This is a genomic window from Vreelandella subterranea (genome assembly GCF_900111305.1).
In the GTDB taxonomy this organism is placed as follows: Bacteria; Pseudomonadota; Gammaproteobacteria; order Pseudomonadales; family Halomonadaceae; genus Vreelandella; species Vreelandella subterranea.
Genome location: NZ_FOGS01000003.1, coordinates 298,714 through 311,388, shown reverse-complemented (window position 1 = coordinate 311,388; position 12,675 = coordinate 298,714). Strand labels below are relative to the sequence as shown.

The 12,675-nt window shown below is 57.2% G+C and carries 10 protein-coding genes and 1 rRNA gene; 5 read left to right on the top strand and 6 right to left on the bottom strand.

Going from position 1 to position 12,675, the window contains the following annotated elements:
- The first annotated feature begins 73 nt into the window (after positions 1-73).
- Positions 74-189: ribosomal RNA gene (rrf, locus tag BMX75_RS06995) — 5S ribosomal RNA — on the top strand.
- A 334-nt stretch (positions 190-523) separates the two neighbouring features.
- Positions 524-703 (top strand): hypothetical protein, encoded by a 180-nt coding sequence (locus BMX75_RS06990; RefSeq protein WP_245748409.1) that lies wholly within the window; start codon positions 524-526, stop codon positions 701-703.
- A 79-nt stretch (positions 704-782) separates the two neighbouring features.
- Here the strand turns inward: BMX75_RS06990 and BMX75_RS06985 are convergent, their stop codons facing one another.
- Positions 783-1,808 (bottom strand): Fe(3+) ABC transporter substrate-binding protein, encoded by a 1,026-nt coding sequence (locus BMX75_RS06985; protein WP_092826508.1) that lies wholly within the window; start codon positions 1,806-1,808, stop codon positions 783-785.
- Positions 1,809-2,005: 197 nt separating this feature from the next.
- On the opposite strand from BMX75_RS06985, the gene BMX75_RS06980 reads away from it, so the two are divergent.
- Entirely contained in the window at positions 2,006-3,118 is a 1,113-nt protein-coding gene (locus BMX75_RS06980) for an ABC transporter ATP-binding protein (RefSeq protein WP_092826506.1), read from the top strand.
- A 21-nt stretch (positions 3,119-3,139) separates the two neighbouring features.
- Here the strand turns inward: BMX75_RS06980 and BMX75_RS06975 are convergent, their stop codons facing one another.
- From BMX75_RS06975 to dctP, 4 genes are all read right to left on the bottom strand, one after another.
- On the bottom strand, positions 3,140-4,762 hold the full coding sequence (locus BMX75_RS06975) for an ABC transporter permease (RefSeq protein ID WP_245748415.1): 1,623 nt from the start codon (positions 4,760-4,762) through the stop codon (positions 3,140-3,142).
- A gap of 226 nt (positions 4,763-4,988) precedes the next feature.
- Positions 4,989-6,314 (bottom strand): TRAP transporter large permease, encoded by a 1,326-nt coding sequence (locus BMX75_RS06970; RefSeq protein ID WP_092826502.1) that lies wholly within the window; start codon positions 6,312-6,314, stop codon positions 4,989-4,991.
- On the bottom strand, positions 6,311-6,814 hold the full coding sequence (locus BMX75_RS06965) for a TRAP transporter small permease subunit (protein ID WP_092826500.1): 504 nt from the start codon (positions 6,812-6,814) through the stop codon (positions 6,311-6,313). Before BMX75_RS06965 ends, BMX75_RS06970 begins: the two co-directional genes overlap by 4 nt.
- A gap of 80 nt (positions 6,815-6,894) precedes the next feature.
- On the bottom strand, positions 6,895-7,998 hold the full coding sequence (gene dctP, locus BMX75_RS06960) for a TRAP transporter substrate-binding protein DctP (protein WP_092826498.1): 1,104 nt from the start codon (positions 7,996-7,998) through the stop codon (positions 6,895-6,897).
- 321 nt (positions 7,999-8,319) lie between these two features.
- Between dctP and BMX75_RS06955 the strand changes: the two genes are divergently transcribed.
- Both BMX75_RS06955 and BMX75_RS06950 read left to right on the top strand, forming a co-directional pair.
- Complete coding sequence (locus BMX75_RS06955) at positions 8,320-10,500, top strand: tRNA(Met) cytidine acetyltransferase TmcA domain-containing protein (RefSeq protein ID WP_092826496.1); 2,181 nt, start codon at positions 8,320-8,322, stop codon at positions 10,498-10,500.
- A gap of 32 nt (positions 10,501-10,532) precedes the next feature.
- Positions 10,533-11,999 (top strand): aminoacyl-histidine dipeptidase, encoded by a 1,467-nt coding sequence (locus BMX75_RS06950; RefSeq protein ID WP_092826494.1) that lies wholly within the window; start codon positions 10,533-10,535, stop codon positions 11,997-11,999.
- Between the two features lie 57 nt (positions 12,000-12,056).
- Here BMX75_RS06950 and BMX75_RS06945 read toward each other — a convergent pair whose 3' ends face one another.
- Positions 12,057-12,533, bottom strand: coding sequence for a Dps family protein (locus BMX75_RS06945; RefSeq protein ID WP_066318217.1), 477 nt, complete (start codon positions 12,531-12,533; stop codon positions 12,057-12,059).
- Between the last annotated feature and the right edge of the window lie 142 nt (positions 12,534-12,675).

Below are 12,675 nucleotides of genomic sequence, written 5' to 3'. Positions count from 1 at the left end.
ATGAGTATCAGTCAGTGAGAGACGACACGAAACACGTTGTAAACAGTCAGCATGGTATGCATTTAAAGTTACGCCTGACGACCATAGCAAGCGTGAACCACCTGATCCCTTGCCGAACTCAGCAGTGAAACCGCTTCGCGCCGATGGTAGTGTGGGGTCTCCCCATGCGAGAGTAGGTCATCGTCAGGCACCTATACCGCAGAAAACCCAGTCAACCGGCTGGGTTTTTTGTTTTAGGGGTCTCCCCATGAACCCGTTTGTCGGGAACAAACGGGAACCGCTTTAGCGGGCCCGAAGGACGAGTCTCAGGATGAGACGAGTAAAGTATCGGAGCGCCGACCGGCGGAAGGCCGCCCCCGGAGCGCCGACCGGATCATCGTCAGGCACCTATTAAGAAAAACCCCAGTTCCAAAAGGAGCTGGGGTTTTTGCTTTTAGATATCATTTATTGGCATCATTTATATGTAGCATCTAATATGAAGCTGCATTTAAATGTTTACTACCGTGATAGAAGGAGCATGGTGATGTACAAAGGATTTGGTGTAGCGCTTTTACTCGCATTTTTTGCCGTCGGCTTGAGCGCCTGTGGCGATGATCAGGGCCCGGCAGAGGAAGCGGGTGAAAATATTGACGAAACCATGGAAGAAGCTGGCGATGAAATGGAAGAGATCGGCGAGGAAGTAGAAGACGCGGCTGAAGAATAGACGGCTGCCAATATCGTTCTTACAAAAAAGCCCCGCGGCATATATACCGCGGGGCTTTTTGCGTGGTTAACGCTGGGTATTAACGCCATTCGACCCGATCAAAGATACGAATCGCTTCGGGATTGTTTTCTCCCAGAATGCTGATATTGACGTCATCCTTTTTGAAGTTGCCCCATGATTCGAGAACAGGATCACGCTTGACGTTATTCACGACGGGGAACTCATTGTTACCCGAGGCGAAGATTTCCTGAGCCGTATCGGATGCCAGGAACTCGAGGAATGCCACGGCGTTTTCGCGGTTGGGAGCTCCATCAACGACACCGGCACCGCCGACATTGACGTGCGCGCCTCGATCATCTTGATTGGGGAAGATGATACCGACGTTGCGTGCAGCCTCACGATCCGCTTCATCGTCCGACTTCAGCAGGCGAACGTAATAATAGTGGTTGGCAACGGCTAGATCGCATTCGCCACTGGCAGCACCGCGAATCTGATCGGTATCACCGCCTTCTGGATCGCGTGCCATGTTATCGACAACGCCCTGAGCCCACTCTTCAGCACCTTCCTCTCCATGATGCTCAATCATTGAAGCGAGCAGCGACTGGTTGTAGATGTTATTGGACGAACGAATGCAGACGCTATACCCAAGGTCGTCGCTGGCAAGGTCTTCATAACGCGTGATGTCACTGGGATCCACATTCTCACGGTTGTAGTAGATCGCCCTTGCGCGTTGGCTAAACCCGAACCACATGCCTTCAGGGTGGCGCATGGATTCGGGGAGACGTTCAGCGAGCACGTCGGACTCGATTCCCTGGAAAATGCCCTCCTGTTCAGCGCGCCATAGCCTGCCGGCATCAACCGTCATCATGATATCGGCAGGGCTGGCGACGCCTTCGCGCTGGATGCGTTCTATCAGTTGGTCGGAGTCACCTTCGAGAATATTGACTTCGATGCCGGTTTGCTCAGTAAATGCAGTATAAAGCCGCTCGTCAGAATCGTAGTGACGAGCGGAGTAGACATTCAGCTCATCCGCCAGGGCATGACTAGCGAAGGCGGAGCTGGCGAGAGCAACCGCGACCGGAGCGGCAAAACGTGCAGTTTTCATCGATTATGATCCTTACGTTGCTAATGATAATAAGTTGTATTATTAACACTATTATTAAAGCTTTTTGGAGCGTTAACGTCAAGGCGACTTACCGTTGAAGCGTGCATATGGAGTAAATAGAAAATAGAATGTTAATTACTTTCAAACGTATTGTAGGGTTGCCTGTAGCAGGCAATCGAGAATAGAGCGGTGAGGCAATGACAGCAACCATGAAGGCGGCGCAAAAAGCGCTTAATGAGACGGCGCTAACGATGCATCAGGTGCAGCACGCTTTTGACCAGCATACCGTTGTAAAGGGTGTAGACCTGACCGTGGCACCGGGAGAAGTGGTGTGTCTGCTTGGTCCTTCTGGCTGTGGCAAGACCACCTTGCTGCGTATTGCGGCGGGTTTGGAAACGCTGCAAGAAGGCAGTGTCAGTCTGCAAGATGAACAAATTGCCGCGCCAGGACTTCGTCACGTGCCGCCAGAAAAGCGTAACGTCGGGCTGGCGTTTCAAGACTCGGCGCTATTCCCTCATCTGTCCGTGATGGAAAATGTCACCTTTGGCCTGAAGCACTTGTCGGCCAGTGCCCGGCGTGAGCGTGCCGAGGAGTTGTTAACTCAGTTGGGAATGGCGAATTATGCGTCAACCTATCCCCATATGCTGTCGGGCGGTCAACAGCAGCGTGTTGCCCTTGCCCGGGCATTGGCGCCCGAGCCGCGGCTGATGCTACTGGATGAGCCTTTTTCAAGTCTGGATGCGCGGCTGAGAGATCGGATACGCGACGATACACTGCACGTCCTGAAAAAAGTCGGGGCTGCGACCTTGCTGGTTACCCATGATCCGGAAGAAGCCATGTTCATGGCGGATCGTATTGCGCTGATGCGCGAGGGACGCATTGTGCAAACAGGCACGCCGAGAGAGCTCTACTGCTCACCCAAAGACCCGTTCGTGGTGACCTTTTTTGGTGAGGTCAATGAGATTGAAGGCGTGGTTGAAGGGGGGCAGGTTACAACGCCTGTGGGCTGGGTGCCGGCTGAGGGTATCGCTGATGGGACGCGCGTGCAGGTGATGATTCGTCCGGAAGCCTTGCGTGTCATCGAGCGAGACCTGCCTGCGGATACTCACTCGCATAGTCATATCGTCATGGCCAAGTTACTAGGTCGCAGTAGTTTGCTGCATTTATGTGCCCATGCAGATGGTGGTCAGGAAGCCCACCTTCATGCCAGGGTTCCCGGGGTTTTCTTGCCTGCTGAAGGGCAGCCGATCGATATTCATTTGGATTTGTCGCAGGTGTTCGTATTTCCCCGCGCCGCTGAGGAACATTAACGGCATTCTTGGCAGTGACGGTTATGCCCCGGGTCGTGAGCGACGCATGGCCATACTCAGCAGTATCACGGGCAGAATGCCGACCACAACGATCGCCAGCGATGAAGTGGAGGCTTCCGCCAGGCGTTCATCAGACGCCAGGTTGTGTGCCCTGACGGCAAGGGTATCGAAATTGAACGGTCGCAGTATGACCGTTGCGGGGAGCTCTTTCATGACATCAACGAAGACCAGAATCCCTGCCGCTAGCAAGCTGCTGCGCATCAAGGGCGTGTGCACGTAGCGCAAAGTACCGCCCGCCGTTTGTCCCAGGGTGCGAGAGGCTGCATCCATGCTGGGGGTGACCTTGCCGAGACTGGCTTCTACGGCATTGAAGGAAACGGCTAAAAAGCGCACGACGTAGGCGTAGAGCAGGATAAAGGCCGAGCCGCTGAAGATCAGACCAATGATCTGGCCGTTATATGCCTGTAAGCTCGTATTGATGATGTTATCCAGCCACGCAAAGGGAATCAGGATGCCCACGGCCACCACCGAGCCGGGAATGGCGTAGCCCATCGCCGAAATGCGCGTTGTAAAGCGCGCAAGCGCTGTGTCGTGTACCCGAACACCATAGCTGAGCAGCACCGCCGTGCCGACGGCGATGATGGCCGCAAGCGCCGCCAGGCTTAGGCTATTCCAGGCAAAGCCGATAAAGCGTGATCCCCACAGTGAATCTCCTTGTGTCAGCGCCAAATCGAGAAGAATGCCGCTAGGCAGCAGAAACCCGACGATGATTGGAATGGCGCATGCTGCGGTGGCAGCCGCTGCCCGCCATCCGTGAAGCGCATATTCGGGCAATTGCTGATAACGGTTGGTGGTATGGAAGTAGCGCCGCTTACCGCGAGACCAGCGTTCCAGTAATACCAGAACAATGACGAAGCTGAGCAGGCAGGCAGCTAGCTGAGCCGCCGCCACGGGCTCACCCATGCCGAACCAGGTGCGATAGATGCCGGTGGTGAAGGTGTCGACCCCAAAAAACTGCACTGCCCCAAACTCATTGAGGGTTTCCATCAGTACCAGCGATACGCCGCCCACCAGCGCCGGGCGTGCTAGCGGAACCGCAATACTGAAAAACAGACGCCAGGGACCTCGCCCCAGCGTACGGCCGACGTCGAGAACGCATACCGACTGTTCTAGAAAGGAAGCACGGGCCAGCAGGTAAACATAGGGGTAAAGCACCATGGTGATAAGGGTGGCAGCACCGCCTAGCGATCGAACGTTAGGAAAGAAATAATCGCCGTGTTCCCAGCCGAACATGTCACGCAGGGCGCTCTGAAAGGGACCAGAAAATTGCAGGAAGTCGGTATAGGCATAGGCGATCACATAGGTGGGGACCGCCAGGGGGAGAAGTAATGCCCACTCGAATAATCGTTTGCCCGGAAAGCGGCACATAACGACCAGCCAGGCGCTTCCTGTGCCGATGATCAGGGTGCCGAGCCCCACCCAGACGACAAGCCAAAAGGTATTGCTCAGGTAGCGCGGCAGCACCGTGCTGGCGAGATGTTGCCATACGCCATCGGTCGGCAGCGCAATATGCGCAAACACCACGATGACAGGCAGTGCCACTACCAATGCGACGCTGATGAGGACTGTCGACCAGAAATTCAGTTTGCGCTGAGGGCTGGGCCGCTGTGCGGCTAACTCACCAGAAGTGGAGCGGGACACGTGGAGACTCCTAGCAAAAGCAGACGGGGATCGCAGCGACATAGGGCGCGCACGGTGAGAAATAGTACCATTGGCCGCCGACAGCTGCAGCCACTTGACGTCCAGTCAGTTGCTATTCACAAAAAGCCCGGCGTTATGCCGGGCTGAATGACTTGAAGGATGATGAAGATCAGCCAACCAACACGCTGGGTAGACCGGTGATCAGGACGGGGAAAAAGGCCATCAGTGCGCACGCGAACAGAATGATTGCCACAAACGGAATAACCGCTTTGTAGAGGTCAACGATCTCTACGCCAGGCGGTGCCACCCCCTTGAGATAAAACAGAGCATAGCCGAATGGAGGGGTAAGGAAGGAGGTCTGGAGCACAACGGCGACCATCACCACGAACCACAGCACATCGATGCCCATCGTCTCGACAATCGGCAGCATAATGGGGAAGCTGAGCAGCACGATTCCCGTCCAGTCCAGGAACATCCCCAGGATGAATACCAGAAAGAGCATCAGCACCAGAGCGCCGAACGTACCGCCTGGCATGGAGAGGACGACATCGCTGATGACCTCCATACCACCACCAATCGAAAACACCCCGGTAAACGCCGTGGCGCCGACCAGTACCAGCATCACCATGGTGGTGGTTTTGCCCGCTTCGATCATGGTGCTGTAGCAGGTGGAGAGCTTGCGGTCTCCGAAAATCATGAACAGCATAAAGGCGATGAAGACACCAATGGCGGACGCTTCAGTGGCGGTGGCAATGCCGGTGAACAGGGCCCCCAATACGCCCAGAATCAATGACATCGGTGGGACCACGTACTTCGCCAGCATGACCAGAAGCTGCCTGGTGCTGACTTCGGCGCGCTCCGCTGCGGGCACCTTCGGGCCGTAGGAGGGTTTTACATAGCAAATGATCAGCACGTAAAGCGCATACATGACGCCGAGTATCAAGCCGGGTACCAGCGCTCCGGCAAATAGCGCACCCACCGATACCGGGGAGTAGCTCGCCATCAGGATCAACATGATGCTGGGCGGAATCAAGATCCCCAGGCAGCCGCTGGCCATGATGACACCGGCGCTCAGCTCTTTGTTATAGCCGTACTTGAGCATCGGTACCAGGGCAATCATGCCCATCACCGCAATGGACGCACCGACAATCCCCGTTGTGGCAGCGAGCAACACCGAGACTACAACCACCGTCAGCGCAAGCCCGCCACGCAAGTTGGCAAGCAATAAACGCATGACGTCGAACATTTTCTCGGTCACGCCTGAGTCGTTCAAGAATCGCGCCATCAGGATAAACAGCGGGATGGCGACAAGCACGTAGTTATCCATGGCGTTGCCATAGACGTTGTTGATAATGATGCCAAGGGTGTTGGCGCCAGGGCCCAGAAAAGCGCCAATGACGGCCACGCCCCCCAGCACAAACGCTAGCGGATGGCCCATGAACAGGCCGACTAGCAGGCCGCCAAACATCACCAGAGTCAGTAATTCTGCACTCATGCGTGGTTCTCCTCACGCAGTTGAATAATAGCGCGCAGCACGATGGCAATGGCCTGCAGCAAAATCAAAGCCGCCGCCAGGACAATCACCCCTTTGACGGGATATACCGGAATGGAAACCATACCGTAGGTGGTCTCGCCACGGCTGATGGAGCGCTCGAAAAAAAGCCAGCCGTAGGTCAACATCAGCCAGATAAACGGGATGAAAAATACCACATAGCCGACGATTTCCAGGGCTGCCTGTTTCCTGCGGGCTAACAGACGCTTCAACACGTCGACTTCCACATGCGCATGGTGACGAAGTCCATAGGCGGCCATCAGCATAAAGTGAGCGCCGAAGAGCATTTTGGTCACGTCAAAGGCCCAGTCGCTTGGGCGCCCAAGGAAAAAACGCATCGCGATGTCATACAACACAATCAGTGTGATAACCGCGATAAGGGGTGCAACAATTCGCCCGAAGAGCTCATTGAACCTGTCAATGGCTTTTGCGATCGCATGCATGAGTTATCTCCCGATTCCGGATTGGCACTAGACGTAAAAACCGCCCCGACGCTGACATCGGGGCGGTTATCGACGGTTAATTACATGCAGGCTTCGATTTCTTCAAGCGATGGCAGGTTGTCGATTGAGCGGGTCATGTTGAACGGCACGGTGATATCACGCCAGCTCGCGTAGTGCTCCATATAGCTGATCATGGAGTGGTAAACCTTTGCGTGCATTGGGTCCTCACATGCGCCGCGCAGAATCACTTCGTTGGTCGCGTCCTGGATGGTGGCAAGGTCTTCAGCCGAGAGCGTGCTGATTTCGACGCCATCTTCCTGGAATTTCACGGTTGCCTCGGTGGATTGACGTTCTGACCATGCCAGCGACCAAGCCATTGTCGCGTCCGCAGCGATTTTCAGGGTTTCCTGAGTTTCCTCGGAAAGCTCATCCCAGGCATCCTTGTTGATCATTACACCGAAGACACTCGCCGACTGGTGCCAGCCAGGGGTTGACCAGTAATCGGCCACTTCGGAGAAGCCAGCGTTATAGTCGACGCCCGGTGTAGAAAACTCACCCGCATCGATCACGCCGCGCTCGATCGCCTGGTAAACTTCCCCACCGGCCAGCGTGACCTGCGAGCCACCCAGCTTTTCGAGGACGCGGCCCTGGTCGCGGCCAGACAGGCGCAGGCGCTTGCCTTCAAGGTCGGCAATGCTTTCGATGGGCGTGTTACCCATGAAGCCGGATTCGTTATTGGTGATCCCGTAAGGCAGGTACACCATGTTGTAGTCGCCGTATACTTCTTGATAGAGGTCCCAGCCGCCCCACTGCTGAATCCAGTTGAGATAGTCAACGCCGTTGAAAAGGCTGGTGGTCGTGGCGAGCGGCGAAAACGCCGGGTTGCGGCCTGCCCAGTAGCCGGGCCAGTCGCCCGAGGCCTGGATCGAGCCGGTTTCGGTGGCGTCAAACACCTCGGTACCGGGCATCAGCGTGCCGCCGGCACGGAAGTTGATCTGCAGCTCGTCGCCTGCCAACTGGTTGACCAGCTCGACCCAATGCTGGTCAATTTTAATGAGGTCCAGGTTGTCTGGCCACGTCGTGGTCATGGTCCACTCTTGCTGGGCATGAGCGGTCGAGGAGATGGCTGCCAATGCAACACCGGCAGCGAGACTTGTAATGGCAAACTTGGCAGTTTTTTTCATGTTGGATCCTGTTGGTCGCCGTTAGATTTATTAGGGGATTTGGATGCAGTTCGTGCAGTTGGCATGCATTACGTTTACGTAAAGGAATGGATTACCCTGCAGGCTTAAATTAGCACATTCAGGCCGTTGCAATGCAACATCCCTGCTGTGTCGGGCAGATGCCGGGCAAGCAGGGCGTAGATGTTTCTTATTTATATATAAATCATGTGGTTAGTATTTAATTGGGTCGTTCGGGCGACACCACCTAAGTGTGAAAAACGTTGAAAGGGTCTCGGTGATGCAACCAAAGTTGTAAGCTGTCTATCCCGTCGAGGAGATGTTATGTCGTCGTTATCAACCGGCGAAGCGGTAGTGTCACGGTCGATCACGCTACTGGTTCAACGGGCAAGACAGCTGGAAAGGCGGCGTTGGCGTCAGCTCGTCTGGCTGCAAGGCGGTGCCAGGCAATGTGAAGCGCTGGCGGTTGCGCTATGGCAAACCCAGGCTTGGCATTCCCCACTATGGATAGGCAAGGGTGCCCCCGTTCAGCCCGCACTGAAAGCCAATCAGGCCACTCACCGGCTCGGTACCGAACATCAACTGGTGGTGGTCAATGCCCATGACCACGCCGGTGGCTTCAATCCTGATGCGTTAGGTGCCATTGGCGGGACCCTGACAGCGGGGGGGCTGCTTTTGTTGATCACGCCCGACGACTGGGGGCGGGAGCCCGACCCGGACTACGCGCGCATTGCCGACGCCCCCTGGCAGTGGAGCGACCTGACAGCGCGCTACCTGGCACGTCTGGCCGCTCAGTTGAAAGCGTCAGAGCAGATCATCCGCTGGGTACCCGGAGCGCTGCCTCGACTGGGGCGCCTCGTGGCAACGCCGCCGATAATGCAAAAGCCCGAGGATACCGATTGCGTTACCCTGGATCAGGCGGCTGCCGTCAGGGCACTGGTCGGTCTCAAACGACGGCGACCGCTGGTCATCACCGCCGACCGAGGCCGGGGTAAAAGCGCCGCGCTGGGCATTGCCTGTGTTCGATTGCTACAGCAGCAGAGAACCTCGCGGGTGATTGTCACCGCGCCACGCCTGGCCGCCGTGGAGGCTGTGTTTGAGCGTGTAGTGGCGCTATGTCCTGATGGCAACCGAGTCACCCCTGAGCGATTTACCTTCACCAACGGCGCTGAGCTTTTATTCGTTACGCCCGATGCGCTTGGCGAACACCTGGCATCAGGAACGCTGGGCGGCGACGGCAGCTACCTGATGGTCGATGAAGCCGCAGCGCTCCCCCCGGCGCTGTTAGCGCAATGGCTGGCCGCCTTTCCAAGGCTTGCGTTTGCCACCACCGTGCATGGTTACGAGGGGTCCGGGCGCGGGTTTGCACTGCGTTTTCGTCACGTACTGGATGTGCAGACACCGGACTGGAAGGCGCTCACGCTCAATACGCCGGTTCGCTGGCAGGCGGCGGATCCGCTTGAGACAGCGCTCAATCAGCTACTGCTATTGAACGCGCCGTTGCCTAACGCTAAGGAGGCATTATCGCGACCCTCGGCTTCGTACGCAGTCCCCCGCGATGAACTGGCCCAGAACGAGGCGGCGCTGGCCCCATTATTTGGTCTGCTGGTGCAGTCCCACTATCGTACGACCCCCAGCGACTTGCGCCAGTTGTTGGATGGCCCCGGTATGCACCTGCGCGTTATCGGCCAGCAGCAACGGCCACAGGCAGTGCTGGTCACCCGTGAAGAAGGCGGCTTTACAACGGACCTTGCTGATCAGGTGGCGCGCGGAGAACGCCGCCCCCAGGGGCATTTAATGGCTCAGTCACTGGCGGCGCATGCAGGCTGCCGGGATGCGCTGACAGCGCGTTGGCGGCGGGTGGTTCGTATTGCCTGCCACCCTGGCTGGCGTCGTCAGGGGTTGGGGGGCAGGCTGTTGGGTGACGATCGGCAACAAGCCGCCGATCAGGGCGTCATGCTGTATGGCGCCACCTTTGGCGCGGATGCGGGGCTGCTGCGTTTCTGGCGTGCCGAAGGGTTTAGAACGGTGCGCCTGGGCGTTACCCGGGAACCTTCAAGCGGTGAGTTTGCCATCATGGTGGCCAGCGCCTTGAACCCGGCAGGTGAAAAAGTGCTGGATGCCCTTTCCGAACGATTTATCGCCCTGCTGCCCAACTTGTTAGCATTTGAACTGGCGCGTTTGCCTGCCGAGGTGGTGAGCCTGGTGATCAGCGAACTGCCCGAGCAGCCGTTGACCGCGGTTGAATGGCAGGACATCGACGATGTGGCGACAGCGCATCGGGCCCCTTCCCTTGCCCGGTCGTCCTTGCAGGCACTGGCCCGCGAAGCGAGTCGCTGGCCGCTGTCGGCCACGGGGCAATCAGCACACCAGCAACTGGCTGCCTGGGCGTTCCAGAATCAGCCGCTTGCCGAGGCGCCGGGTGTGTCCGTGCGAGCGCTACGCGAGGCGGTGCGAACTCTTTGGGCTCAGCAACCGCTTCCCCCCGCTGCCCGGGACCGTTAAAGTAAGCCAGTTATCCATGATAAAGAGTTTCCATGAACGAACATCTTGATGCGCTGACCCCAACACTCGTGTGGCAGCATTTTCGTACGTTGTGTAATACGCCTCGCCCATCCGGCCATGAGGCCCAGCTTGTTGAGTTGCTGGAAGCCTGGGCAGAGACACAAGGCATGACCCACGACCGTGATGCCTTTGGCAATTTGCGTCTGTGCAAGTCGGCTACTCCGGGGTATGAACACGTTCCTGGGCTTATTCTGCAGGGCCATTTGGATATGGTGGCTCAAGCCAATGCCGGTCACGCGCATGACTTCCAGCGTGACCCGATCGCGACCTATGTCGCTGACGGCTGGCTGCATGCCGAGGGCACGACCCTGGGGGCTGATAATGGCCTGGGCGTGGCCGCGATTCTGGCGCTGCTTGAGGACCCAGAGCTAACCCATGGCCCTCTGGAGGCCTTGTTTACCCTTGAGGAAGAAACGTCAATGGGCGGTGCCCTGCATCTGGCCGAAAACTGGCTGGAAGGAGAGCGCCTGCTGAACCTCGACAGCGAGGATCACGGCGAGGTGTTTATTGGCTGTGCGGGCGGGGCTGATGTGGTCGTGAATGCCCAGTTGCCCAGCGCCGCACTCAGGGACGACGAGTGCCTGCTCAGACTGTCGCTGACGGGATTGAAGGGGGGGCATTCGGGGTTGGATATCCATCAGCCGCTGGGTAACGCCAACCGCCTGTTGGTGCGCGTACTGCGCTCACTCGAGGATGTCGATGCCCGATTGCTGAGCTATCAGGGTGGCACATTGCGCAATGCGATCCCTCGCGAAGCCTTCGCCGATATCGCCCTGCCTGTTGACGAGCAGCAAGAGGCGCTGGCAATTGTCAAGGAGCTGACGCAGACGCTGCAGCGTGAGCTGGGCAGTGGCGATGAGGGTATGCGGCTGGTTGCCGAGCCCATCAGCCCAAGCGGAGACGTTGAGCCGCTGACACTGGATGCCAGCACCATGCTGGTGGCCGCGTTGCATGCCGCCCCCTGTGGCGTCGAACGGATGAGTGCTGATGTGCCCGGCGTGGTTGAAACGTCCAACAACCTGGGGGTGGTAAGCCTGGATAAAGGGCGCTTTCACCTTTGTGCACTGGTGCGCTCGCTGCACGACAGCGCCGTCGTGGCCATGGCGGACCGTTTTAAAGCGCTGTTTGGACTGATCGGGGCAAGGGTCAATGTCGAGCACGGCTACCCGGGCTGGGTGCCCAATCCCGACGGTGACCTGCTCAAGCGCTTTAAAGCCTGCCACCAGTCGCTGTTAGGCAAACAGCCAGCGGTCAAGGTGATTCATGCGGGGCTCGAGTGCGGCATTCTGGGCAGTAAATATCCACACCTCGATATGCTGTCATTTGGCCCGACGATTCGCGGCGCGCACTCGCCGGATGAGCGCGTTGAACTGGCAACGGTGGACGAGTTCTGGGGCTTGTTGAGAGCGTTGGTGGAAGACCTGGCGCACAACTCCTGAACCCAAAACGGCACCCGATGGGTGCCGTTTTGATTCGGTGAATGGCTTCTTGAGCGCTTATTTACTGAGGTAGGCGTTCAGCATCCAGACGGTTTTTTCCTGCTCGCGGATGTAATCGCTTGCCTGCGAAGCGGTGCCTTCATCGTCGGCGTCTGACGCGATGGACAGCAGTTCACGCTGCAGTTCGATCAGCGCTTGATAGCCGCGCAGTACGCCATTGACGCAGGCGGTGCCATCGTGGACGTCCTTGTCTTCCTCGATCCGCGATAGCTTGATGTAGTCGCTGTATGCGTGGACCGGTTTGTGGCCCAATGTGAGGATGCGCTCGGCAACTTCATCCACTTTCGTCAGCAGGTCGGTGTAAAATTCTTCGAACTTGGCGTGCAGCTCAAAAAAATCATTACCCCTGACGTTCCAGTGATAGCCACGAACGTTCATGTAAAAAATCTGGTAGTTGGCGAGCAGGTGATTGAGTTTTTCTGCCAACTGGGTGGCGCTGCCTTCGTGAAGACCGATGCTGTTGGTATCGGACATATCTTGGCTCCTTGGTGAGCGCCGCTGTGCGGCGACTGACGTTGGTGGTCAGGTTAAGTGGGCGAGCGTGCGGTGCAAAGCAGGTTTTTTGCATTGCCGCTATAGCGCTAGCCCATTACCTATCAATGTGTAGCCATTAAGT

Excerpts from the sequence above, each read along its gene's own strand:
- BMX75_RS06990 (WP_245748409.1), top strand. The coding sequence starts at position 524 with ATGTACAAAGGATTTGGTGTAGCGCTTTTACTCGCATTTTTTGCCGTC.
- BMX75_RS06985 (WP_092826508.1), bottom strand. The coding sequence starts at position 1,808 with ATGAAAACTGCACGTTTTGCCGCTCCGGTCGCGGTTGCTCTCGCCAGC.
- BMX75_RS06980 (WP_092826506.1), top strand. The coding sequence starts at position 2,006 with ATGACAGCAACCATGAAGGCGGCGCAAAAAGCGCTTAATGAGACGGCG.
- BMX75_RS06970 (WP_092826502.1), bottom strand. The coding sequence starts at position 6,314 with ATGAGTGCAGAATTACTGACTCTGGTGATGTTTGGCGGCCTGCTAGTC.
- BMX75_RS06965 (WP_092826500.1), bottom strand. The coding sequence starts at position 6,814 with ATGCATGCGATCGCAAAAGCCATTGACAGGTTCAATGAGCTCTTCGGG.
- dctP (WP_092826498.1), bottom strand. The coding sequence starts at position 7,998 with ATGAAAAAAACTGCCAAGTTTGCCATTACAAGTCTCGCTGCCGGTGTT.
- BMX75_RS06955 (WP_092826496.1), top strand. The coding sequence starts at position 8,320 with ATGTCGTCGTTATCAACCGGCGAAGCGGTAGTGTCACGGTCGATCACG.
- BMX75_RS06950 (WP_092826494.1), top strand. The coding sequence starts at position 10,533 with ATGAACGAACATCTTGATGCGCTGACCCCAACACTCGTGTGGCAGCAT.
- BMX75_RS06945 (WP_066318217.1), bottom strand. The coding sequence starts at position 12,533 with ATGTCCGATACCAACAGCATCGGTCTTCACGAAGGCAGCGCCACCCAG.